A 24,535-nucleotide genomic window follows, 5' to 3' on the forward strand; every position below is an offset into this window, starting at 1 on the left:
TTTACGCCATTGTATGCAACTAAACTTTTCAGGCTGAAAGTCACGATAGTTTGGCGCACATTCTAATTGTCAAAATAGAGAATGAGTTACTTTATACGGCATAAAAATTGCCAATTCATAATGCTATGGCGTCACTTGTCGGTTTTTTCAACTGGCGAGGTGGGCGACAGGTAGTGAATTTACCTTGTAAAAATGCAAATTGCTTGGCAAGCAAACAGCCTCAACGGGTCAATCAGATGCGGAAAATATCGTTAAACACAAAATGTTAATGAGATTACTCCTTGAGTTTAATCCCGCGTCCAGTGACAATATTCTGCATACTATTTTTCATTTTATAGGCTTCATACAGTATGCAGAAACGAACATTGGTCTGGGACCTCCCTTTACGTATTTTTCATTGGGCACTAGTTAGTTTGATTTTTGCTCAATGGCTCACCGCTGAAGTCTTAGAAGGCTATATGGACTACCACGCTGTGTTTGGCTATACGCTGTTAGGATTAATGATTTTTCGTTTATTATGGGGATTTGTTGGACCTAAACACGCCCGCTTCAATGACTTTTTGCGCGGGCCTAAGGCCATTTGGCAATACGGGCAATCATTATTTAGCCGGCACCAGCCCACTTATACTGGGCATAATCCATTGGGTGCGTTAATTGTGCCAGCCATTCTAATAGTCGTCGGAACACAAGCAGTAAGCGGCTTATTTACCACAGATGACGTCTTGTTTAACGGCCCTTATTATCCGGCGATATCTTCAGAATTGCAGGGCACTATGCAATGGTTACATCACAAAATGTTCGATGTTCTACTAGTTATCATTGCGCTTCATGTATTGGCAATAACAAGTTATCAATTTCTTCTTAAAAAGCCGTTAATCGGTGCTATGTTTCATGGTCATAAAAATGTGCAATCAAAGAGCGGCATATCATCCTCAAGATGGCCACTGGCCATCGTGTTAGCACTGATCATATTTATTTTTATGTATTGGTTAGTTGTGATTGCCGTTCCAGAAATTGAGCTTGATTACTATTATTAAACATATTGTGCATTAGGGTTAGCTTAGTTCGCGCAGCATAGAGAGTGTCTCTGCACGCATCACTTCGATTTGGTTAAGAATTGCGTCCACACTACTTTGCTCGTCACCGATGCTTTGCCAATTGTCACTCCACACCTGCACCAAGGCTGCACTTTTATCCGGCATTGGCGCTTGTAATACCTGGGCTAAATCTTGAATGGTTAATACATAGGCCCAACCTAGGCGTGGATTACCCTTGTCCTGTAAGGTTTGATCATAACGATTATGAAATACGACTAACTGCAGTTCATTAAGTTTTATAAGTACCTCAAATCCCCCATGGCGTTGATTACGATTAAATTCAGTGACCTCATTTCGCCACGTTGCATAGCTTAAACTCGTTACCGCGACACTTAAACTAATCAACGCCACCAAATTTCGTCGCAGTTGTTCTGCAAAGCTTTGGGAAAAACTTTTTGTGTCAATATTCATCGCTAGTCCTTCGTCTATCAACAATTGTTAATGTTCAGACCGGAAAAGCGATTAACTGTGTTCAACTAATAAATAGGTAAGATTTACAGCGCAAGCCTGAGCTGACTATGAACGAGCCAAAACAGCTAAGGAAAGCGTTAGAATGGGGGAAGTGACATTAACAAAAACGTGGCGGGATCATGCCCCCACCTTACATTAGTCATCGGAATGTGCGGTTATCATTCATCAAAGGAAAACCGCTGTAATATTGCGTCCGACTTATCTATTCAACTAGCTCAAATACTACATTGACCTGAGCACCCGTGTTAATTTGCCCGGGAAGTGAATCACTGGCTTTACTCATCATCATCACTTCTCGTCCCCGAGGTATAGGCGAATAACCGCTATTTTCGTTGATTGAAATAACTTTGCCTAATTTTGCACCCAAGGTTTGCGCCATACGCGATGCGCGTAATTTTGCATCTTTAAGGGCGAGCTCAAGAGCGGCTAAATACTGTGGTTGGGCATCCTCAACTATATAATTGAAGCCCTCAATGCGACTAGCGCCAGTACTTAATACCGCATCAATCACCTGATCATAAAGTTTAATATCACGTAAGGTAAATTTGATTTCCCGTGACAGCTGAAAACCTTTTTGCACTCGAGCATTATTACTATGTTCAAACCAAGGACTCAACTGGACGCGCATCGATTGCACATCCTTTTTGTCAACACCAAAGGCTAACACACTGCTAACAATCGTTTGGGTCTTATCAGACACCACACTGTTCAAGTCTTGAACCCGCTCCCCCTGCTCTTGCACATAAACACTGAATTCAAATAAATCAGGAACGCTAGCCACATTTGCCTGCCCACTGACGCTGATTTGATTAACCGTCTCAGCATTTTTTGCTAGGCTTGTGGTGCTAAACGTTAATGCAGCACTGGCACTTAGCAAAGTCACAATAGCGATTATTTTTTTCATTTTACGTCCTTACAATATGATTAATTTCGATTACCTTACCTTTCAAGCGACACAGTATTGACTCGTCTGAATGAATTGAGACTGAATCAACCCAATACCTAGGCTTAAAGGCAAAATATCTGTGATGTTTTATTCAGCCACTACAGGCAAGGTATTACCTGCCCCCCATTCACTCCATGATCCATCGTAAACACTTAGGTGATTATAACCCGCTTCATGGGCTGCTAGCGCCAGCACACAGGCTGTCACCCCTGAGCCACAACTAAAAATCAGTCTGTGCTGATGATTTACCCCTAACAGGTTAAATTTGCTGCGTAATGTGTGAACATCTGCCAAGCGACCATTATCAATACATTGATTAAATGGCAGATTTACTGCGTTCGGCATATGCCCAGCACGTAAATGAGGCCTAGGCTCTGCAACCTTTGCATAAAAACGGTCAGCAGAGCGCGCATCAATGACCCGTCTATCCGTTGCATTAAGCCCAGCTAAAACCTGTCCAGCATCGACTAACAAGTCAGCTTGAGGCTCGCTGACAAAATCTCCCGGCAAGGTTGCTTTTGATAGACTAGATGTAGTTTTCAAAGCGCCATCTTGCCAAGCTGGGTAACCCCCATTTAAGACATAAACTCGCTTGTGCCCCATGTATTTGAACATCCACCACACACGAGGCGCGCTGAATAAACCTTGGTTGTCATAGATAACGATCACACTGTCCTGATTCACGCCCAATTTTCTAACTTCACGTTGGAATACGGCTGGGCTAGGCATGCTATGTGGTAACCCACTTTGGGTATCACAAATTTTATGTTCAAAGTCGAACAGCTGTGCATTGGGTATGTAACCCGCCGGAGTGGCTTCCGGTTTACCACTGGCGATATCATCCATTGTGCTCATAAAAACCATTAGGTTTTCATCTTGTAAATGCTCGCTGAGCCAATTTGCGCTAACGAGCGCGCTGCTGATTTGCATACTGTACTCCAAGGTTGTAGCAAACAAATAATGACGAATTTCATCAATTTGTTATCCGTGCGTATTTTCTACCCTTCGGCAGTCACACCTAGAATGAAAACATAAATGATGCAAAATAGTCCACATGCGCACTAGATGAGTGCATTTGAATATCCCTTACTATATCCGCTTTAAAAAATTAAAAATTTATCATTTAAAATCAATAACTTGATAACAAGAAAGCAATTGACCATTTGGTCAAATAATTGCTTTCTATTTTATATAATCCAACTTTTTCCCATATAGATTATTGTAGCAAGAGCGAGCTTGTCGGCATTATTACCTTTATCGGTTTACTGCCCAGCAGCGGCTCTTTTCCTTTTTCTCACTTAACTTTAATAGGCGTAATTATGCTTAAATCCCGTCCTCAAAATGGTGAAATACTGTATTCACTCACAGACGTGCCATCCGTGAGTCACAGTATAACGGCGGCGCTGCAACATATTATGGCCTGCTTTATTGGTATCATTACCCCAACCTTAATTATTGGCTCGGTGCTTGGCTTGCAGGCTGAGATCCCCTATTTAATTAGCATGGCATTGATGACCTCAGGAGTATCAACCTTCATTCAAGCCAAAAAATTCGGCCCTATCGGCTGTGGTCTCATTGCAGTGCAAGGCACTAGCTTTACCTTTATCAGCGCGTTATTAGTCGCAGGTACCGCTATAAAAAGTAGAGGCGGCAGCAATGATGAAATTATGGCTTTAATGTTTGGCCTATGTTTTTTTGGAGCCTTCGTCGAGATTATACTAAGCCAGTTTATTCAACATCTCAAAGCCGTTATCACGCCATTAACGACGGGTATTGTAATCACAACCATAGGGATAACATTGATCAAGGTTGGCATGACAGATCTTTCTGGTGGATTTAATGCGACTGACTTTGGTGCCCCGCACAATTTAATTTTAGGCTTAAGTGTGCTCATTACAGTGATCGCGTTAAATGCATCTAGGTATCCAATGCTTCGACTAAGTGCCATATTTTGTGGCATGTTTGTCGGCTGCTTCATTGCGTGGTGGCAAGGCATACTGACGTTCGATAATATGGTGTCTCTACCACTAATCAGCTTTCCTCAGCCTTTCAAATACGGCGTAGCGTTTGACTGGGAGTTATTTATCCCCATTGCATTGGTTTATTTTTTAAGTGCTATCGAAACATCCGGCGATTTAACCGCCAACAGTCTGTTTTGTAAAGAACCGATTAAAGGCCCTATTTATATCAAACGCATAAAGGGCGGGATATTAGCTGACGGCATCAACTCCATGTTGGCAGCCATGTTTAATAGCTTTCCAAACACCACTTTTGGTCAAAACAATGCAGTCATTCAAATGACTGGAGTGGCAAGCCGTCACGTCGGTTTTTATATTGCTGGCTTCTTAGTGTTACTCGGTTTATTCCCTATTATTGGCAGTGTGCTGCAATTAATGCCCAAACCGGTTTTGGGCGGAGCAACCCTAGTCATGTTTGCCACAATTGCCGTTGCCGGCGTTAAAATACTCACCAGCGAACCAATCGACAGACGAAAAAGCTTAATCATCGCGACGTCATTAGGTTTAGGGCTAGGCGTTATGATGGTGCCCGATGCGCTGGCGCAATTACCACAATTGGCCAGCAACATTTTATCCTCCTCGGTAACAACCGCAGGTTTTTGCGCCATCATTATGAGTATTATTATTCCTGAACAAAACACGACCACAGTTATCAAGCAAAGCACTGCACATGCCTATCAATATGGCGACCACAGCCCAGTACCGTCCACGACAAATAGAAAAATTATCCCAAGTAAAGACTGACGCACAAATGAATCATGAACATCACATAACTATCATCATTTAAGAGCGAACAAGCATGCAATCGTCCCCACACAAAAAAGCGGCCCCGACTCTCTGGCTCAAGTCTCCAGAGGGCGTTTTTACCGGTAATGCCCAGCAAGCCGGCAATGGCCTATTGGTACAGAATAGCCAAATCATCGAGCTAGTGAAAAGTGGTGAATCCCCAACATTACCCTTTGATGCGATAGAAAACTGTACAGGCAAAGTGATTATGCCCGGCATGATCAATACCCATCATCATTTCTACCAAACCCTTACTCGTTGTGTTCCTGGGGCGTTAAACAAACCATTACTCCCTTGGTTAACCTTTCTTTATAAGGTTTGGAAAAACCTAGACGAAGAAATGCTTTACAGCGCAACCAAACTAGCTGGGCTCGAATTGATGATGTCAGGGTGCACCACTATCGGAGACCATCACTATGTGTTTCCTACGCGCTTGCATCATGCGATCGATGTGCAAGTGCAAGCCATCGCCGAGCTAAACTGTCGTGCAGTTCTCACGCGGGGCTCCATGAGCCTGGGTCAAAGTAAAGGCGGGTTACCACCCGATTCAGTGATACAAAGTGAGGACTCTATATTGGCAGACTCTCAACGAGTCATTGATGCTTATCACCAGTCAACAGGTAGTCATGCCAACCCCATGCTGCAAATTGCGTTAGCCCCCTGCTCTCCCTTTTCCGTGTCCAAAGAACTAATGCTGCAAACCGCGCGATTAGCGGAAAAAAACGACGTGCTATTACATACACATCTCGCTGAAACTGAAGATGAAAATGCATTTTGTCAGCGTATATATGGTGCCCGTCCATTAGATTATTTGGAGCAATGTGGTTGGTTAAATGATCGTACTTGGTTAGCACACGGTATTCACTTTACGCCAGAGGAAATTGGGCGCTTAGGAAACGCCAAAGTCGGTATTGCACACTGTCCAACTTCTAATATGTTATTGGCATCAGGCATTTGCCCAACACTCGACTTGGTAAACGCCGGGTGCAGAGTTGGGCTAGGGGTCGATGGCTCTGCATCAAACGATTGTTCGAATATGGCTCAAGAAGTACGTCAATCTCTCCTGCAGCAACGCTTGCGCTATGGTGCCAGTGACATTACTGCAGAATATGCATTAGGGCTGGCTACAACAGGCTCTGCTTCCTTACTCAATAGACATGACATAGGCGAGATTGCAGTTGACAAACAGGCTGACCTAGCTGTGTTTGACTTAAATGCTTTGCGTTTTTCTGGCGCTGGCGATCCAGTTGCAGCATTGGTAACGTGCGGTGCACACACAGTAGACAAATTAATGATCGCGGGTAAATGGGTTATCGAAGATGCAAAGCATTATGCAATTGACGATAATGCCCTAGCTATAGAACACCAAAAACTGGCAAAAAAGCTGCAATCTTCGGCAATTTAGGCTAACTCTGTCGGCTTTGTGAAATTAATTACTCTTCAGCGTCACTAGGCCTAAGTACAGTAACGGTGCAATTGCGGGTTTTTCGAATCATTTTGGTGCGCGCTAAAAATGTAATTCACACAAACGGCTATGCACAACCATAAGGTCCCTCTCAAAGTTAAATTTTATAACTAAAAATCAATACCTTAAAAGATTTAATATTTCTTGACCATTTGGACAAGTCCTTGGCATCGTTCATGCTTTTACCTCATCAGTAACACCATAAAACACCACTCATTAATACACATAAGAATTATAGTTAGAGGAATACTGATGAAACATCCCTTATTTAAAAGCTCAACCTTGAGTAATGCTGTTCTATTAGGGCTAGCCATGACGCTATCACCCACGATATTGGCGCAAGAGACCGTCAGTGAAGAAACCGCGGCAGTGGAGCGAATTGAAGTAACGGGATCACTTGGCAGTTTGCCAGGCCAAGGCGTTGAGGCGGTATTTGGGTTTGGCAAGTCAATTTTAGAAACGCCACGCTCAGCATCAACAATCAGCGATGAAATGCTTGAACGATTTGCAGTAACCGATATTGATGACTTAGTGGCGTTTTCACCAGGTACGTTTACCCAATCATTTTTCGGTGTAGCAGGCTCATTAGACGTACGTGGTACGCCCGGCGAAACCTATTTTCGCGGGGTTAAACGCTTAGATAATCCCGGTAACTACCCTACGCCAATTGGCGCATCGAGCCGCATTGATATAGTACGCGGCCCGGCATCTCCTATTTACGGTCCCGCTAAAATTGGCGGTTACTTAAACTTCAATCCTAAATCTGCTCGCGCAAGTGGTGGTCAATACCTTGAACAGAATGAAGGTCAGTTTTCATACACATTAGGGTCATGGGATAAAAGCGTCATGACGGCCGAAATTGGCGGCCCCGCAACACTTGCCGGTAAAGAAGCAGGTTTCTACCTGTACGGTGAAGTTGAAAATTCAGGTAGTTATTACCAAAACTCCGGAACGGATCAAACGGTTTTGCAGGGTTCTTTTAATATTGATGTAACCGATAATTTACGCTTTGAATTTGGTGGTATGTATCATGATTACGATGGTAACCAAGTAGCTGGTTGGAACCGTTTAACCCAAGATTTAATTGATAATGGTACCTATATTACCGGTACGGCGAAAAATATTGATACAGATGGAAGCGGCGCTATCTCGCATGCTGAATATGGTGCGGTGAACTTAGCAGGTAATAGTTTTTTCTATCCTTTTGCGCCGGGGTTTACTGATGATGAAGCCACTGATTTGATGCAGTTAGAAAACGTCGGTACCACCACATTGGGCCGCAACCAAGTGCTGGTAGCGGCTGATGACGTTCTACAAAATACCGTTCAAACACTTTATTTTGATGCCATTTATTATAGTGATAGCGGTTGGGAACTAAAGAACCAGTTTTTCTATGAAGACTATGACAACTTAAATGAAAACGCCTATGGTTTCGCGCAGTTTCACGACAGCTCGGTATTTGAAAACAAATTAATATTTTCTACAGAATATGAAAGCAATTCGTTGTTAGCGCAATTTCAAGTGTCGCCATCGATTCGTCACACTAACTTTTTACACGGTGATGATTTCAACTATGAATACTTTAACCGTCGTGATTTAACGATGGCATCAAGTTCTTTAGACAGACGAGAGTTATCTACGCGTACTGGTGATAATTTCGATAACTATGATAAGGGCAATTACACTGATTACGGTATTGCTGCTCTAACTGATTTAACCTGGGATTGGGGTTTGAACATTGTTTTAGGCTTGCGCTACGACACTATCGATATTGAAACAACCAGTCGAGGTGATTTATTGTTAGTCAAAGGTGATGTCATTACCGAAAGTAAAACGGAAAGCGGCACATCATGGAATACCAGTATTTCCTATAAAACAGAATTTGGTTTGATCCCATATATCACGGCCGCCGAGCAAGCAACCATTGTCGCTGGCCAAGGTGCAGAAATTGGGGTAGACCAACTTAGAGACGGTGCGTTTGATACATCTGAATTATTTGAGTACGGGATAAAAGGTTCCTTCCTTGACGACAGTCTGTACTTCGCTTTATCTGTTTACGAACAAAAACGTACGGATTTTAGTGCTCAAGCCATCGTCACCAACTCAACAACACAAAATGAAGGTGTTGAATTTGAATTACGCTGGGTAGCGACAGACCAACTTGTTTTAGGCGCGGGTTACACCCACTTAAACGTATATAACTTAACGGCATTAAATGAAGGCAGCCAGTTTGGTTTCCTAGGGGCTGAAGATTTAACTAGCTTAACCGACCCATCATTGATCTTCGGTGGTAACCCAATAGGGTTAACCCTGCTGCCTGAAGGCGCAACGAAAGACGATGCACGTAAGGCGGGTATTCCTGAAAACATTTATACGTTTAACGCCACCTACGACTTCTTAAACGGATACGCAGCTAATGCCAGTATAGTGCGAGCGGACGAAACTTATTCTAGTTTCTCCCAGTCGGTTCAACTCCCTGCTTACACCTTGGTCAATGCAGGTGTGTCATATACAACCGATACATGGTCAGCAAGCTTTAACATTAAAAACTTAACAGACGAAGAGTATTACCGTGCCAACTTCCCTGATTTGTTTGGGGCACAGATTGTATTACCAGAGCTACCACGTCATTATCAAGCGTCGGTATCCTATAAATTCTAATCACATTTGATTTTTAATAAGTGATTTATTCCAACTGACGGGTATGCTAAATAGCATGCCTGTTTTTTTATATGACGGTTTTTATTATGCTTTCAACACTCCCTAAATCTTGGCTGCCAATCAGTGCAGTTATCTTAATAAGTTTTTTTATCAGTGCTTGTCAAAGCACTCCCTCAGCGTCTGATCCAGTCAGAGGCTCGCAAGCGACTAACGTGCCATCAACCCCACTCGAAATAAAAGTAGTGGTGGTCACCATGTTTGAAATCGGTGAAGACGACGATGACAAACCAGGTGAATTTCAAATGTGGAAAGAAGGCCAAAACCTGAATACCCGTTATGCATTTCCCATGTCTCACCATGATATCTATGTAAACGAAGATACCGGTGTGATGGGTATAGTAACAGGCATGGGCACGGCAAAAGCCGCAGCAGCCATTATGGCCCTGGGTTTAGACCCGCGCTTTGATTTAACCCATGCCTACTGGTTGGTGGCAGGGATTGCAGGCGTTGATCCACAAGATGCATCAATAGGCTCGGCGGTTTGGGCAAATTGGTTAGTCGATGGTGACTTAGCCCATGAAATTGATGCACGTGAAATACCAAAAGACTGGAAAAGCGGTTACTTTCCATTGTTCAGTGTTAAACCTACCCAAGGTACAAAAGAGACGGTGCAAGCGCTTAATGGCGAAGCCTATCAACTTAATACTCAGTTAACAAAATGGGCTTATGAACTGAGCAAAGATACCGCACTCAGTGATTACCCAGCCATGTATGAATTACGTGAAAAATACCTTAACTACCCCAATGCCCGAAAACGCCCTTTTGTATTAATCGGCGATCATATGGCTGCAGCTACGTTCTGGCATGGCAAATTGCTCAACCAATGGGCCAACGACTGGAGTGACTACTGGACTAATGGCCAAGCCAACTTTGTCACGTCAGGCATGGAAGATACCGGCAGCTATCAATCAATGATCTACCTAGACAACGCCAAAAAGGCCGATAAGTCGCGTTTTATGGTATTACGCGCCGCCAGTAATTACGCCATGCAGCCTGATAGCCTAACCGCCGCCGATAATTTAGCCATGGAAAGTGGCGAAAATGGCTACGCAGGTATGCAATCCGCCCTTGAGTCTGCTTATAGTGTGGGCAGTGTGGTCGTGAACAACATTATTGCTAACTGGCCCCAGTATAAAGATGCCCTACCCTACGAAGCCGAAAAGGTCACGCCGGACGAAGACACTTTGCATGAATTAATGACACCATCAGCCGCCCCAGTCGATGCGAAACTGAGTGCAGAAGAGCTCATTAAATCACTCAAATTATCCGGTCACGTGGAAGGCGGTTTCTATCGTCAAACCTTTAAAGCAGATCACCGCCCTGTGCTGCACACTGAAAATGGGGATAGAGTGAACATGACCTCCATTTATTATCTACTCAGCGCTAAGTCGCCCATCGGCCATTTTCATATGAACCGCTCAGATATCATGCATTACTTTCATGTGGGCGATCCCATTACCTACTATCTATTAAATCAGGACGGAACCCTTGAAACACACGTTCTAGGACCTGACCCCACACAAGGCCATGAAATGCAAATGGTGGTCAAAGGCGGTACATGGAAAGCATCGAAAATATCCACTACCGGCGATTACGGTTACGGCCTTATCGGCGAAGCAGTCGCCCCAGGCTTTGAATACGAAGACATGCAACTCGGTAAACAAACTGAACTTGTCAGTAGCTATCCACAGTACAGTGATTTAATCAAAAAGCTGACCCGCTAAGCGGGTTAGTACTGTGTAAGCCGCTTTGTTACGTTTTATAAGGATGTTAATTCGAACGTGATAAGCGGTATTGTGGCCTTAACCGCCATTTAAAAAGCACATTTAGCATTTAAAGCCGCCGGGGGCGTTGCCCTTCAAGGTATATTCCACATTACTGGATCACGCAAGTTAGGCGTTTTATAGGCTGTTTTTTATAGGAAACAATAGACCTAATTTTTGCATCAGCGGTAATGCCCTTGTGCGTTGAATGTAATTTACCGACTTTCTGGAAAGAAGTGAGGCCGTGTCAGAAGCCATTACTGACACAGTTTGAATCGATCTCTAGTGAACGGCATCCGTTACAATCATATAATACCCATGGTCAGCCCTATGCTAGTCATGAAGACTCTCATCGTCACTTCGACGTTGAAAGAAGGTGTTAATATGAGTGAGGACATTTTGAATATCGCGCATACTCGGGTTGTTCAATTCGACGGTTCGCTTGGTGAGCAAGTCTCGGTTCATCACACAGATAGAGAAAATAAGTAGCTCTTCACAACCTATTTTTTTATAGCCACAGAAACCACGCTTTTTATTAAAGTGAATGTGATTAGGATAATGCACAGATAACCGCAAATATTCGGAATATTCGTACTGGGTTATTTTCCACGGCAATGACTTTTGATTGGATTGACTTATCTGCTCGCACCTTAACGCAAAAAAAGTAATTGTCCATTTTGCTTCAAGATGTCTCCTTTTAGTCATGCTAATGACCCATTTTTCTAGCTCGACTAACAGTGTCGAGCATAAACACTTTGCGTATGGGCTAAACCGCCTCAGCCGACTTGCAACTAATTATGTGTGCCCTTGTCTCTAATGTTACTGTTTCAATGATTACGATTTACGTCTTTGATAGGTCAACCTTTGTATAACGCTTTATAGAGGGTAGGAATAAACGCCACGACCTATCGCGTATTTTAAGCACATTTTATAAGGAGCTACTTATGCTTAGCCTTAAACGTTCACGTCGATTACCAAAGCACACCTCATCGCTGCTGGCACTCATCGCCATCTGCGCTTTAACTACGACCAATACCCAAGCTCAGCAAATGGGCAGTCCGCTTGATTTTGTTAATTCACAATTAGCAGAGCAGATGAAAAACCAGGTAAAAGCCATGAGCGATCCCGATTTGATAAAAGCTCAAGCTCAATTGCAGCGTAAATATTACCAAGCATTAGTCGAGGCTGGGTTTAGTAAAGAGGAAGCGTTAAAAATTATCGTGGCTACGGCTGCAGGTGAAAATAACTAAACCATTTTTGTCGCGCGCATAACGAAAAGGCCTGCTTAAAAGCAGGCCTTGTTCATTTTTCAATCATAGATTAAAAGGTATATTGCACAGACACACTGGCGTAATCCACATCGCTGTCGAAATCATCAATTTCAGCTAGTATTCCGATCTCATCACGTTCAAATTCCAGTTCGAAGCGGGTATATTCTAAACGTACATCCCAGCCTTGGGAAATCGCAAACGAAGCCCCAACACCGTAAAATAGATCATCACCGTCCGTACTGTCTCCAGCGCCTGCGGCGTTAAGATCTGCATCCCACCATAGTTGTCCACCTTTAGCATAAAGTGTGATGTACTCATTCACAGGCAGACCTGCTTTCAAGCCCAACGTATAACCGTCGACCTCAGTGTTAAAAGTGTCATTGCCATATTCTCCAAAATCGATGTAACCGCCTTCAACTGACAGATACTGATTAAACTGAGTGCCGATATATATATTTGGCGCGTTGTCTTCACGATCAAAGTCTTGGTCACCATCTACGTCAACTAACCCATAACCCGCACCTACATAAATTCCGTGATGATCAACGTTATCGTCCATTGCAGCAAAAGAAGCACCTGAGGTCATAAGTAAAGAGGTCGCTGCTAGCGTTGTTAAGGTAAATTTTTTCATCATTATCTCCGTATTGTTATAACAAGATTTTCCGACAGAAAGTCTGGCCACTTTCATCGTCTTTCTTGCTATAACAAGCTATATGCCACTTTATTTAAATTTAAAATAAAACTATTTAAATCAATACCTTAAAATAAACACAACTAATTTTGCATTAATAAATGTAGTACCCAACTATGTACAATCTGCAGTTGTGTTGAAAACTTTACTGGCTAAAAAACACACCAAAAAAAACCTGCATCAGCACTTTCACGTTACCCGCCGATTCAAAACTTGAGACGATAAAAATTGCACAGCTATTTCTCAAGACGTCCATTCAACTACATACCGTTATGCACATTAAACGCACTTCGATCCGCTCCATTGAACGAGAGCGTTCACGCTACATTCACTAGAAATAAAAATGCGGTAGAGCGAATAAGTGGTCAAATTCACTAAACATTAGTCGTCATAACGAGACGGTTAAATCAGTCATTGTTCAAGAAACATATAAGTAATTGATAATTAACATATATGTCTATTTTCTTAGTGTGGCACAGCTAATGCTTTTAGCTAATACAAAAAGTAGCCATTACGTGGATGAGCGCCTACCAGTGCTTTTAGCAACACACGGATACGCAACTCGACTAATTCAAATAATAATTACACAGATACAGGGGAATAAGATGACGATTAAAACGATACCAATTATCAGTTTTAACTCTCTGACAGTATTAGCATTGCTTGCCACTAGCACTTTACTTACCGGTTGCGGCGCAGATGCCACCAGCACTGAGCCGGAAAAAGAACTGGTGATTGCCGTCCCAGTCGAAGCGGCGAGTCTGCATATAGGTGAAATATCATCAAACTACACCACCACTGCCGTGCTAGAAGCCAAGGAAGAAGCTTTTGTTGTGGCCCGAGCCTCTGGCATTATCGAGCATATATATGTTGAAGAAGGCGATTACGTTAAAAAAGGTCAAGTACTTGCACAGCTTGAACCTGAGCGTTATCGCTTAAATTTAGCCCGCGCAAAAGCTGATTTAATCGGTATTCAAAAAGAATTGGCAAAAATAGACAAAGTCTATAACCAGAAACTGGTCAGCGATGACACCTACGATAAAATCAGCGCTCAATATGCCTCATCACAAGCCACACTTTCCTTAGCCGAGTTAGATTTAAAAGAAGCGACCATAGTTGCCCCTATATCAGGCTATATCGCTACGCGAAACGCTAAAGTAGGTAACCTGACCGAGTCGTTTCAGCGTGCACAGATGTTTCACATAGTGGAGCAAAATGAATTGCATGGCGTGGTCTACTTACCAGAAAAAGAGCTGTCTCGGGTACATAAAGGCCAAGCCGCCAAATTAACCTTAAGCGCCTTAAACGACAATCAAGTTAGCGCGTTTGTGGAGCGAATAAGTCCCGTGATTGATGCCAGTACCGGCACATTTAAAGTTACGCTGCGAGTACCCAACGATGCTCATTTACTTAAAGCCGGTATGTTTGCCCATGTAAGCTTGAATTACGACACCCACCAGCGTGCCACTCTAATGCCGCGCAGAGCCATGCTTAGCATCGATAACAACATCAGTGTTTTTGTGGTCAATAACGGAGTGGCTCACAAACAACATATTACGGTTGGCTACCAAGAAGGTGACTACGTTGAAGTGTTATCAGGCCTAAGCGGCGATGAACAAGTGGTGATCACAGGTCATCAAAATCTGAAAGACAGTGCTCCAGTTGAAATTGTCAATCAAGCCCAAGAATCGGGTCCAGTAGAAATCGAAGCGATCAGCGAGCCAATTATAGCTGCCGATCCTAATGACCACCACACTAGCTAAGTAAGGACACCTAGCATGAATATTGTTGATATCGCAGTAAAACGTCCTGTCGCGGTGTGGATGTTCACCTTCGCAGTGGTGTTATTTGGTCTGGTGTCGCTATCACGTCTGGCCATCAACCTGTTACCTGATTTGTCATACCCTACCCTGACTATTCGCACCGAGTACTCCGGTGCCGCACCAGGAGAAATCGAACAACTGGTATCAAAACCGGTTGAAGAGACTATTGGTGTGGTGAAAGGCGTGCGTAAAGTTACCTCATCTTCAACCTCAGGTCAGTCAGATGTGCTGTTGGAGTTTGAATGGGGAACAGACATGGATATGGCCAGTTTGGAAGTCAGGGAAAAACTCGATATCTTAACCTTGCCATTAGATGTGAAAAAGCCGGTATTATTGCGCTTCAACCCCAGTTTAGAGCCTGTCATGCGTCTGGGTTTTGGTATCACGTCGACGGTAGACAAGGATACGCTGGATATCGCAGGTATGAAACGTTTACGGGAATACGCCGAACAACAAATTAAACGTAAACTGGAGTCCGTGAGCGGGGTCGCCTCAATTAAAATTGGCGGCGGTCTTGAAAGCGAAATTCAGGTGTTGGTCGATCAGCAAAAAGCCAGTCAATTAGCGATTTCAATGAGCGACATCATCAAACGTTTGAAAGAAGAGAACGTCAATGCTGCTGGTGGACGAGTAGAAGATGGCTCCCAAGCTTACACTGTACGTACCCTAAACCAGTTCACTAGCCTACAAGACATGCAAAACGTGTTTGTGGCCCGTCGTGACAATAAAAATATTCGCTTAGGGGACATCGCGCAAATTCAAGACGCCTACAAGGAACGGGATTCAATTACCCGTTTCGATGGCCTAGAAGGGGTTGAGATTGCTATTTATAAAGAAGGGGATGCCAATACCGTTCAAGTCGCACAAAACATCAACACTGAATTAGCTGCGCTTAAAAGTGCCCTACCGGATAATTACAAAATTCAGCTGACCTATGACCAGTCAGTTTTTATCGCCAATGCAATTGATGACGTAAAATCCGCAGGCATGATTGGTGGTTTACTGGCGATGTTGGTGTTGTATCTTTTTTTACGCAACATCTGGCCGACGCTGATCATATCTATTTCGATTCCAGTTTCCATCATTGCCACATTCAATCTAATGTACGGCAATGGTATTAGCCTTAACATTATGAGTTTGGGGGGGATTGCCCTCGCCATAGGTTTACTGGTGGATAACGCCATCGTGGTACTAGAGAATATTGAGCGCCACAAACAAAGTGAGAAAGATATTCAACTCGCTGCGGCTAAAGGCACTAAGCAGGTCTCCATGGCGATAATTGCTTCGACGTTAACCACGATGGCGGTATTTTTTCCCTTAGTGTTTGTGGAGGGCATCGCTGGCCAACTATTTGCAGATCAGGCGTTAACCGTGACCTTCGCTTTGGGTGCCTCACTGATTGTGGCATTAACTATTATTCCTATGCTCGCTGCGCGGGAACGAAGCCCAGCTGAAATAACACCTGAACGTAGCGCTCCCCTTGCAAACATTGACAACCCTTTTGAGGCTGAGCAGCTGGACACCACTGCAAAGAATATCAAGCATCAATCAGGGCCAATTAAGCGCACGCTGAACATACTTAGCCTGCCATTCATCTGGTTAGGGCGAGGTGTATTCTATTACCTCCCATTGGCAATTTGCACCTGGGTGATTGTGATTTTCAGAGCACTCGCTCGCGTATTACAGATCATATTCAAACCACTACTGTGGGTATTTGAGCGCAGTTTCAATTTTATTGCGACCCACTATGTAAAAGCACTCACCAGGGCGATGCGCGTACCCGCATTATTGTTAATGCTAATAGTGGCGATATCTGCCGGGGCATTATTATTAGTACCCCGTTTAGGTATGGAGCTGATACCTAGCATGTCCCAAGGTGAGTTTTTTGTAGAGATCAGGTTACCCAACGGCACGCCGTTAAATAAAACCGATGAGACCTTAATGGGCTTAGCCGAATTTACCGGGCAACAAGCAGCCGTTGAACGGACCTACTCCCTAGCGGGCACGGGCAGTTTAATGAACGCTTCCGCCAGCCAAGGAGGCGAGAATTGGGGTAAACTCAACGTCGTTATGCAACACGGTGTGACGACTGAACAGATTAGTCAGGTACAAACCGCCATGCGCTCGTTTCTAAGTACCCAAGCTGGGGTGAGCGCCCAATTTGGCCAACCTGAACTGTTCAGCTTCGCGGCACCGATTTCAATTGATATTATTGGTTATGACTTAGCCAGTTTAGGCCGTTATAGCTCCGCGTTAGTCGACGCTCTTGAGCAAGACGTGCGTTTTAGCGATGTAAAAAGCTCACTGCTAAGAGGAACACCTGAACTTAAAATTACCTTTGACCACGCTAAACTTGCTCAGTTAGGCTTAAATGCCCCCCAAGTGTCTACGTTAATCAACGCCAAAGTCGGTGGTGAAGTCGCCAGCCAGTTCAATCTCGACGATCGTAAAATCGATATTCTCGTGCGTAGCTTAGACGCACAGCGCGACTCAATTGAAGACATAGGACAAATCATTGTTAATCCTGGGGCTAGCCGAGCCGTAGCATTGAACGCCGTCGCCCAGTTAAGTATGTCCATTGGCCCGAGTGAAATCACGCGCATAGGCCAGCAGCGTGTGGCGGTGATATCAGCCAATCTCGCTTATGGCGATCTCGCGCAGGCGGTTGAAGCCGCGAATCAACATATTCACGCGTTGGCGCTACCGCTTTCCATGCAGGCAAGGGTAGCGGGTCAAAGTGAAGAAATGAAAACAAGCTTTTCATCGTTAAAATTTGCCTTAGCGTTGGCTATATTTCTGGTTTATTTGGTCATGGCTTCTCAGTTTGAGTCTCTGCTGCATCCACTGCTTATTCTATTAACAGTACCGCTGGCTTGTGCTGGCTCGATATACGGCCTTTTTATCACCCAAACCAACATCAGCGTGGTGGTATTTATCGGGCTCATCATGCTCGCTGGTATTGTGGTAAATAACGCCATTGTGTTAATTGATCGAATTAACCAATTACGCACTGATGGCGCCAAAAAGTATCAAGCCATTATTGAGGCGGCGCAAAGCCGTCTACGACCTATCTTAATGACGACGCTGACCACCTCGTTAGGGTTATTGCCGATGGCGTTAGGTCTAGGTGAAGGCGCTGAAATGCGGGTGCCCATGGCTGTGACCGTTATATTTGGGTTGCTATTTGCCACCCTACTGACCTTATTTTTTATCCCCTGTTTATATGTGCTGTTTGACCGTAAACAAGACCAGCAAATGCGTGCCACGCCATTAAGCAACGCAGTGCAGCCAGCAGACAAGGAGCTGGGCTATGAATAACAAGCATACGGATAAACAAGATGATAAAACCAAAACCAGCAACACGATAAGTTCTGAGCAAAGTCAATTCAGTGCTGGCGGTGCAAAGCTGGCCGCCTTTGCCATGCGGCGTCCAGTGACCATAGGTATGTTGTTTTTTTCAATGCTGCTTTTTGGCATCCTTGCCTCTCAGTTGCTGCCCCTGGAAAAATTCCCGAGCATAGATATACCTGAAATTGCCATTCGCATTCCCTACGAAAATGCCACCCCAGCGGAAATTGAAAAAATGATCACCCGCCCAGTGGAAGAGGTATTAGCCACTATGTCAGGGATCAAGCGCTTACGCTCAAAGTCCACCGAAGATGCTGCAGAAATTCAGTTGCAGTTCGCTTGGGATGAGAATCTCAAAGCCAAAGGTATCGAAGCCAGGGAAAAAATAGACGCTATCCGCAACGATCTGCCCACAGATGTTGAGCGCATCTTGGTATATCAATTCAACACCAGTGACTTGCCAATATTCCAGTTGCGTGTATCCAGTGACCGTGACCTATCCGACGCATATGATTTACTCGAACGTAACTTAAAAATGCCTATCGAGCGAGTACCAGGGGTATCCAAGGTTGAGTTGTATGGCGTTCTAAAAAAGCAAATCGCCATACGTATTGATACGCAAAAGCAGGCCAGCTTGGGGATCAGCAACAGCGAATTACTCAGCGCGTTACGTCAGGCAAATTTTGCCATGACCGCTGGATCCTTTTACGATTTAGGAAAAAAAATAACGATTAATCCCCAAGGTGAATTCAGCCAAATTGAAGATATTGAAGCCCTGTTGCTTAAAAAAGGTGTGCAGTTAAGTGATATTGCCAGCATTGGTTACGAAAGCCCAAAACGCATAGAGGGACGTCATCTAGACCGCACCTATGCAGTCGGCTTCAACATTTTTAGGGAATCAAACAGCAATTTGGTCGCCGTATCGGATGCCGTCATGAAGGTCATTAATCAAGCCGATGACAGCCCCACATTTGCAGGCATCACATTGTTCGTGATGGATGACGAAGCCAGTAGCGTCACCGAATCACTGTCAGACTTGCTCAATGCCGGTATGTTAGGCGCATTACTTTCTGTATGTGTGTTGTATGTATTTCTGCGTAATATCACCACCACTTTGATTGTGGTGCTCTCCGTGCCTTTTTCTATCTGTATTACATTAGGCTGCATGTATTTTATGGGCTACACCATTAATATTTTATCCATGATGGGGCTTATGCTAGCGGTGGGTATGCTGGTCGATAACGCAGTGGTGGTCACTGAAAGCATTCAACAGGAGCGAAATCACTATCACAGTGCAGTCGAAGCGACCAAAGCCGGTGTCGGTAAAGTCAGTTTGGCTGTGATTGCCGGCACCACCACCACAGCCATCGTATTTTTACCGAACATTATCGGCGTTAAAGTCAACCTGACGATATTTCTTGAGCATGTGGCCATTGCCATTTGTATTTCATTGTTTGCTTCCTTGCTTATCGCCCAAACATTGATCCCCTTACTCGCCAGTAAAGTTGCCCATCCCCCAAAGCCTAAAAATCAACCGCAAGCCTCTCACGGACGGCTTGCCAACGTGTACCGTAAAACCTTAATTTGGTCGCTGTCCCATCGCGGATTAACCTGCCTTGTCGCCCTTTTAATCTTAATTAGTACCGCCATTCCTATGCAGTTTGTTAGCGGAGACGATGATGACGATAACAATAATCGCCTGTGGTTAAATTATGACATTCAAGGGAACTACAGCCTTGCAGAAGTCGAAAAATCAGTAGATAAAATGGAAGCCTATTTGTACGCCAATCAAGACGCATTTCATGTAGAACAGGTGTATACCTATTACACTGCAGGTGAAGCCACTTCAGCCCTCACATTGCGTGATGACTTACCGGTCGCCAAAAGTGAACTCAAAGCGCGCATTATGAAAGATATGCCTTCATTTGCCCGAGCTCGCCCTACATTTAAATGGGAAGAAGGTAACGGCGGCGGCCTACAACTCACACTATTAGGGGAATCATCTGAATCATTAAGTCGTGTGGCCCAGCGTGTATTACCTGCCATCGAAAAAATCGAGGGGCTTACCGATGTGGGTATCGACGGTAATAATCAGAAATTCGAATTGCAAATCACCGTAGATCGCAATAAAGCCTTTCGTTACGGCCTATCCGCCAATGATGTGGCACGCACCATCGCCAGCGGTTTACGGGGTACCAATTTACGTACCTTCAGAGACAACGAAAGCGGTGAAATTGGTGTGCGTATGTTATTTGACGAAGCGCTGCAAGAATCTATTTCTGAGCTTAAGAACCTGACCATTACACGTATTGGCCAACAAACCGTTACTCTGGATATGCTAAGCAGCACAAAAATTGTTCCGCGTTTAGCAGAAATACGCCGTAGCTATCGCCAAACGTCTTTAACCATAGGCGCCAATATGCGTGATGATGTGACGTTACAGCAAGCCAAAGAGCGTATCGAAAATGTCATGCAATATCTTACTCTTCCAGATGGATACAGCTGGACATTCGATGGCAGTATCGACCGTCAGAATCAGAACGAAGCCGTTATGCAGACCAACATGTTGTTAGCTATTTGCATGATTTACATCGTTATGGCGGCCTTGTTTGAATCGCTACTGTTGCCTACCGCGGTCATTACGTCGCTACTATTTTCTCTTACGGGGGTGTTTTGGGCACTGTTCGTTACAGCAACCCCCATGTCGGTAATGAGTATGATTGGCATGCTAATTTTGATGGGAATAGTGGTCAACAATGGCATTGTGCTGGTGGACCGGATCAATCAATTAATCAACCAAGACATCGCTTTAAATAACGCCGTCATTGAAGCCTGCTTGACCCGAGTCAAACCCATTTTAATGACAGTAGCCACCACCATAGTCGGGTTAATTCCGCTGGCGCTAGGTGACTCATCAATAGGCGGAGATGGACCCGCCTATTCGCCTATGGCGATTGCCATTATCGGCGGTTTGGCATTTTCTACTGTGACGAGCTTGGTGCTGGTGCCACTTGCTTACGTTTTATTACTGCGACTACGCTGCAAAGCTTCAGCGTTAATGGGGTTATCTAAGCAATGGGCCAATAAAATCATTCAAGCTTAGTCCCACAAATTAGCGTTTTATCTGGCGGTTTGCTCTCCGGTATAGCCCTTGAATTGATAGAGAAAAATTGTGCATTCAAGGGCTTTTCGTTTAGGCTATCAAAAATTTTATCTACTGAGCCATTATGATCACTCATCAGCCAAATCCTCATTATATTGCCGACACTGGCCGCTACGAAAATATGCCGTATAAACGCTGTGGCAACAGCGGCATTAGATTACCTAGATTATCCTTGGGATTGTGGCAGAATTTTGGTGAAGTGGACGCCTTTAGCAATGCTCAATCCATGGTGCACAGGGCATTTGATCTCGGGATCAATCATTTTGATTTGGCCAACAACTATGGCCCTCCGTACGGTTCAGCTGAATCCACGTTTGGCAAATTAATGCAAAAGAGTTTAGCCCCCTACCGGGACGAGTTATTGATTTCCAGTAAAGCTGGGTACGACATGTGGCCGGGTCCCCATGGTATTGGGGGTTCGCGTAAATACCTCATTTCCAGTTGCGATCAAAGTTTAAAGCGCACTGGATTGGACTATTTCGATGTCTTTTATTCCCATTGCTTTGACCCAGACACGCCATTAGAAGAGACCATGCAAGCGCTAGATTATATTGTGCGTTCTGGCCGGGCTTTATATGTAGGTGTGTCAAATTACAGCGCCGAGCAAACCAAGCAAGCCATTACTATTTTACGTGACTTAGGCAGCCCCTTGTTGGTTCATCAACCTCGCTACAACATGTTCGACCGCTGGATTGAAGACGGCCTGACACAAGTGTTGGAAGATAATGGCGTGGGCTCAGTGGTATTTTCACCTTTGGCACAAGGATTTTTAACTAACAAATACCTCACTGGCATCCCTGACGGGTCTCGGGCGGCACGAAGCGAACAAATACACTTACAAGCTGACCAAATTACGCAAGACAAAATAGCCAAAGTACAACGCTTGAGTCTCATCGCCGAGGATCGTGGACAGAGCTTAGCCCAACTCGCTTTAGCCTGGGTATTGCAACCTACATCAGTCACCTCAGCGATTATTGGTGCCAGTAAGGTTAGTCAAATTGAGGATTGTGTTGCGGCGTTGGATAATCTGCAATTTAGTGCCGAACAGTTAGCGCAAATCGATCAAATTTTGGTGGCCTAATGAACGCACCATCTGAACACAAAAATACCACTATGGGCAATGTAGCCCTGTGTATTATTAATCCCAAGAGCCCACAGAATATGGGCAGTATTTTACGTGCAGCGGGTTGTTACGCTGCCGATATCATTCATTACACTGGTGAACGCTACGCAAGAGCGAGAGCGTTTAACACAGATACTAAAAATGTGGGTTTAAATATACCCGTGGAGCATATCGACACGCCTTGTGCTGAGAAACACATGGCGATGGTAGCAGTAGAGCTAGTAGAAGGCGCAACGCCCCTTCCGCATTTTGCCCATCCCGAGCATGCCTACTACATTTTTGGTCCCGAAGACGGTTCAATTGAGCAGGCTATATTGGATAAATGCCAACACGTTGTGTACGTACCAACCACAGGCTGCATGAACCTCGCGGCAACCGTCAACGTCGTACTTTACGACCGCCTAGCAAAGTCTTCTCAAACACAATATGGCGACCAGATTATTGTGGCAAGTAGAGATACGAACAATCGTACAAAGGTCGCACAAAGCAGCCAATAGGGGCTCATTGTATAAAGTGAACGAGTCCTAGCCGGTAAAAATAACTAAAGACAGCACAAGAAATAGCATTAAGTGGGTGAAATAACACATTTGCATAACATTTAACCCAACGACACTCAGCAACCTAAATTTAAGGCATGCGGCGGTTACGCGTAGCTTTTTTGGGGTTTACTCTAGGTCACATACAAACAGATTAGGAATAACACGTGAAAAAATCAGTGCCTGTTTTAGCGCTTGGTATATTGGCTTCTGGCTTCTTACTTACGGCCTGTAATGAATCTGCCAAATCGCCTGAAGAAATTGTTCGACCTATTGCATGGACGGAAGTAAAACCCCATGCGTTAACCCAAGTTCGCAGATTAGCCGGTACCACCGCAGCAGTAGAAAAAGCCGCCTTGAGCTTTTTGGTCGGGGGCAAAGTCGCCAGTGTTTCGGTCAATTTAGGTCAAAAAATCACTTTGGGTCAGGTGCTTGCTACACTCGATCAACGTAGCTTTGTCCTCAATCATCAATCTGCGCAAGCTAAATATGCCCAGGCTAGTTCGGCATTAAATGAAGCACAGAATGAGTACCAGCGTTATAAAGAATTAGTGGAACAAGGTTTGGTTTCCAAGTCAGGTTTTGATAATGCAGAAGCGGCCTATAAATCAGCGCTAAGTAACGTTGAAGTCGCCAAAAGTCAGCTCGAGCTTGCCACAAAGGACCGACAAGACAGCACCCTGCAAGCCCCTTACGATGGCGTGATAACCAAACGTATGATAGAGCCGTCTCAGCAGATTTCTCCAGGACAAAGTGTGTTTGAAGTGGAAGGCCACGGTGGACTCGAAGTTCAGGTATCGGTACCCGAGAGCTTGATACAACAATTATCAGATGGCATGACTGTACCCGTGCGTTTCCCGGCTGCCCCCTATGTTGAATTAACCGGCGTTATCACCGAAGTTGGTACTCGAGCAGAAGCGGCTAACGCCTTTCCCATCACGTTAGTGTTGAACGGTAGCTCCCCTTTGTTACGGGCAGGTATGACGGCCGAAGTAGATATTACTTACACCAGTCGAGCTGACGCCCAAGCAAATGAGACTAACCTGGTTAGCACAGAAATGATGATCATACCTGTCTCTGCATTAGCCGCAGGGCAAGACCAGACTAAATATGTATTTGTATACGACCCAGATAGCCAAACCGTCTCCAAGCGAGACGTGCTGGCAAACAACATATTGGGCAATGAGGTCTATATCGCCAAAGGTCTGCAAGCCGGCGAAATCATCGCCATTGCGGGCGTTTCATTCTTGCGTAATGGCCAGCACGTGACGTTGCTCGACGCCAACGTAAAACGTTTTAACTAACGGCTGAGC

17 protein-coding genes are annotated in these 24,535 nt (G+C 44.5%); 12 read left to right on the forward strand and 5 right to left on the reverse strand.

Annotated features, from left to right (window positions below; translation table 11 throughout):
• Nucleotides 1-350 precede the first annotated feature (350 nt).
• Nucleotides 351-1,037 carry a cytochrome b/b6 domain-containing protein gene (locus GPLA_RS15690; protein WP_007105924.1) on the forward strand — a complete coding sequence of 229 codons (687 nt, stop codon included), beginning with the start codon at nt 351-353 and terminating at the stop codon, nt 1,035-1,037.
• Nucleotides 1,038-1,055: 18 nt separating this feature from the next.
• Here the strand turns inward: GPLA_RS15690 and GPLA_RS15695 are convergent, their stop codons facing one another.
• From GPLA_RS15695 to GPLA_RS15705, 3 genes are all read right to left on the reverse strand, one after another.
• Nucleotides 1,056-1,508 (reverse strand): hypothetical protein, encoded by a 453-nt coding sequence (locus GPLA_RS15695; protein ID WP_007105925.1) that lies wholly within the window; start codon nt 1,506-1,508, stop codon nt 1,056-1,058.
• A 262-nt stretch (nt 1,509-1,770) separates the two neighbouring features.
• A complete protein-coding gene (locus GPLA_RS15700; RefSeq protein ID WP_007105926.1) occupies nt 1,771-2,472 on the reverse strand; it encodes an SIMPL domain-containing protein in 702 nt (233 codons plus the stop codon).
• 129 nt (nt 2,473-2,601) lie between these two features.
• Nucleotides 2,602-3,444 carry a sulfurtransferase gene (locus tag GPLA_RS15705; protein WP_007105927.1) on the reverse strand — a complete coding sequence of 281 codons (843 nt, stop codon included), beginning with the start codon at nt 3,442-3,444 and terminating at the stop codon, nt 2,602-2,604.
• A gap of 389 nt (nt 3,445-3,833) precedes the next feature.
• Between GPLA_RS15705 and GPLA_RS15710 the strand changes: the two genes are divergently transcribed.
• From GPLA_RS15710 to GPLA_RS15725, 4 genes are all read left to right on the forward strand, one after another.
• Nucleotides 3,834-5,276: a uracil-xanthine permease family protein gene (locus GPLA_RS15710; protein ID WP_007105928.1), complete on the forward strand. Its 1,443-nt coding sequence runs from the start codon at nt 3,834-3,836 to the stop codon at nt 5,274-5,276.
• 55 nt (nt 5,277-5,331) lie between these two features.
• A complete protein-coding gene (locus tag GPLA_RS15715) occupies nt 5,332-6,723 on the forward strand; it encodes an 8-oxoguanine deaminase (protein ID WP_007105929.1) in 1,392 nt (463 codons plus the stop codon).
• Nucleotides 6,724-7,035: 312 nt separating this feature from the next.
• Nucleotides 7,036-9,444, forward strand: a complete 2,409-nt coding sequence (locus tag GPLA_RS15720; protein WP_007105930.1) for a TonB-dependent siderophore receptor — start codon at nt 7,036-7,038, stop codon at nt 9,442-9,444.
• An 86-nt stretch (nt 9,445-9,530) separates the two neighbouring features.
• Nucleotides 9,531-11,228 (forward strand): cupin domain-containing protein, encoded by a 1,698-nt coding sequence (locus tag GPLA_RS15725; protein ID WP_007105931.1) that lies wholly within the window; start codon nt 9,531-9,533, stop codon nt 11,226-11,228.
• Between the two features lie 372 nt (nt 11,229-11,600).
• Here the strand turns inward: GPLA_RS15725 and GPLA_RS23520 are convergent, their stop codons facing one another.
• Nucleotides 11,601-11,972: a hypothetical protein gene (locus GPLA_RS23520; RefSeq protein ID WP_153810579.1), complete on the reverse strand. Its 372-nt coding sequence runs from the start codon at nt 11,970-11,972 to the stop codon at nt 11,601-11,603.
• A 239-nt stretch (nt 11,973-12,211) separates the two neighbouring features.
• Here GPLA_RS23520 and GPLA_RS15730 point away from each other — a divergent pair, with 239 nt between their 5' ends.
• Nucleotides 12,212-12,517 carry a hypothetical protein gene (locus GPLA_RS15730; RefSeq protein ID WP_007105934.1) on the forward strand — a complete coding sequence of 102 codons (306 nt, stop codon included), beginning with the start codon at nt 12,212-12,214 and terminating at the stop codon, nt 12,515-12,517.
• A 70-nt stretch (nt 12,518-12,587) separates the two neighbouring features.
• Here the strand turns inward: GPLA_RS15730 and GPLA_RS15735 are convergent, their stop codons facing one another.
• The gene (locus GPLA_RS15735) at nt 12,588-13,169 is read right to left on the reverse strand and encodes an outer membrane beta-barrel protein (protein ID WP_007105935.1); all 582 of its coding nucleotides are present in this window, start codon (nt 13,167-13,169) and stop codon (nt 12,588-12,590) included.
• A gap of 665 nt (nt 13,170-13,834) precedes the next feature.
• Between GPLA_RS15735 and GPLA_RS15740 the strand changes: the two genes are divergently transcribed.
• From GPLA_RS15740 to GPLA_RS15765, 6 genes are all read left to right on the forward strand, one after another.
• Nucleotides 13,835-14,992, forward strand: coding sequence for an efflux RND transporter periplasmic adaptor subunit (locus GPLA_RS15740; RefSeq protein ID WP_007105936.1), 1,158 nt, complete (start codon nt 13,835-13,837; stop codon nt 14,990-14,992).
• Between the two features lie 15 nt (nt 14,993-15,007).
• Nucleotides 15,008-18,370, forward strand: coding sequence for an efflux RND transporter permease subunit (locus GPLA_RS15745; RefSeq protein ID WP_007105937.1), 3,363 nt, complete (start codon nt 15,008-15,010; stop codon nt 18,368-18,370).
• A gap of 103 nt (nt 18,371-18,473) precedes the next feature.
• On the forward strand, nt 18,474-21,503 hold the full coding sequence (locus GPLA_RS15750; protein WP_226993134.1) for an efflux RND transporter permease subunit: 3,030 nt from the start codon (nt 18,474-18,476) through the stop codon (nt 21,501-21,503).
• 124 nt (nt 21,504-21,627) lie between these two features.
• Nucleotides 21,628-22,644, forward strand: a complete 1,017-nt coding sequence (locus GPLA_RS15755; protein ID WP_007105940.1) for an aldo/keto reductase — start codon at nt 21,628-21,630, stop codon at nt 22,642-22,644.
• Nucleotides 22,644-23,183 (forward strand): RNA methyltransferase, encoded by a 540-nt coding sequence (locus tag GPLA_RS15760; protein ID WP_007105941.1) that lies wholly within the window; start codon nt 22,644-22,646, stop codon nt 23,181-23,183. Before GPLA_RS15755 ends, GPLA_RS15760 begins: the two co-directional genes overlap by 1 nt.
• A gap of 206 nt (nt 23,184-23,389) precedes the next feature.
• Complete coding sequence (locus GPLA_RS15765) at nt 23,390-24,526, forward strand: efflux RND transporter periplasmic adaptor subunit (RefSeq protein WP_007105942.1); 1,137 nt, start codon at nt 23,390-23,392, stop codon at nt 24,524-24,526.
• Nucleotides 24,527-24,535: the final 9 nt, after the last annotated feature.

Origin of the sequence: Paraglaciecola polaris LMG 21857 (assembly GCF_000315055.1) — a bacterium.
Lineage (GTDB): Bacteria > Pseudomonadota > Gammaproteobacteria > Enterobacterales > Alteromonadaceae > Paraglaciecola > Paraglaciecola polaris.

What these genes read in the sequence shown, in the direction of transcription:
- GPLA_RS15690 (WP_007105924.1), top strand. Translation starts at nt 351, where the DNA reads ATGCAGAAACGAACATTGGTCTGGGACCTCCCTTTACGTATTTTTCAT.
- GPLA_RS15695 (WP_007105925.1), bottom strand. Translation starts at nt 1,508, where the DNA reads ATGAATATTGACACAAAAAGTTTTTCCCAAAGCTTTGCAGAACAACTG.
- GPLA_RS15700 (WP_007105926.1), bottom strand. Translation starts at nt 2,472, where the DNA reads ATGAAAAAAATAATCGCTATTGTGACTTTGCTAAGTGCCAGTGCTGCA.
- GPLA_RS15705 (WP_007105927.1), bottom strand. Translation starts at nt 3,444, where the DNA reads ATGCAAATCAGCAGCGCGCTCGTTAGCGCAAATTGGCTCAGCGAGCAT.
- GPLA_RS15710 (WP_007105928.1), top strand. Translation starts at nt 3,834, where the DNA reads ATGCTTAAATCCCGTCCTCAAAATGGTGAAATACTGTATTCACTCACA.
- GPLA_RS15715 (WP_007105929.1), top strand. Translation starts at nt 5,332, where the DNA reads ATGCAATCGTCCCCACACAAAAAAGCGGCCCCGACTCTCTGGCTCAAG.
- GPLA_RS15720 (WP_007105930.1), top strand. Translation starts at nt 7,036, where the DNA reads ATGAAACATCCCTTATTTAAAAGCTCAACCTTGAGTAATGCTGTTCTA.
- GPLA_RS15725 (WP_007105931.1), top strand. Translation starts at nt 9,531, where the DNA reads ATGCTTTCAACACTCCCTAAATCTTGGCTGCCAATCAGTGCAGTTATC.
- GPLA_RS23520 (WP_153810579.1), bottom strand. Translation starts at nt 11,972, where the DNA reads ATGACTAAAAGGAGACATCTTGAAGCAAAATGGACAATTACTTTTTTT.
- GPLA_RS15730 (WP_007105934.1), top strand. Translation starts at nt 12,212, where the DNA reads ATGCTTAGCCTTAAACGTTCACGTCGATTACCAAAGCACACCTCATCG.
- GPLA_RS15735 (WP_007105935.1), bottom strand. Translation starts at nt 13,169, where the DNA reads ATGAAAAAATTTACCTTAACAACGCTAGCAGCGACCTCTTTACTTATG.
- GPLA_RS15740 (WP_007105936.1), top strand. Translation starts at nt 13,835, where the DNA reads ATGACGATTAAAACGATACCAATTATCAGTTTTAACTCTCTGACAGTA.
- GPLA_RS15745 (WP_007105937.1), top strand. Translation starts at nt 15,008, where the DNA reads ATGAATATTGTTGATATCGCAGTAAAACGTCCTGTCGCGGTGTGGATG.
- GPLA_RS15750 (WP_226993134.1), top strand. Translation starts at nt 18,474, where the DNA reads ATGCGGCGTCCAGTGACCATAGGTATGTTGTTTTTTTCAATGCTGCTT.
- GPLA_RS15755 (WP_007105940.1), top strand. Translation starts at nt 21,628, where the DNA reads ATGATCACTCATCAGCCAAATCCTCATTATATTGCCGACACTGGCCGC.
- GPLA_RS15760 (WP_007105941.1), top strand. Translation starts at nt 22,644, where the DNA reads ATGAACGCACCATCTGAACACAAAAATACCACTATGGGCAATGTAGCC.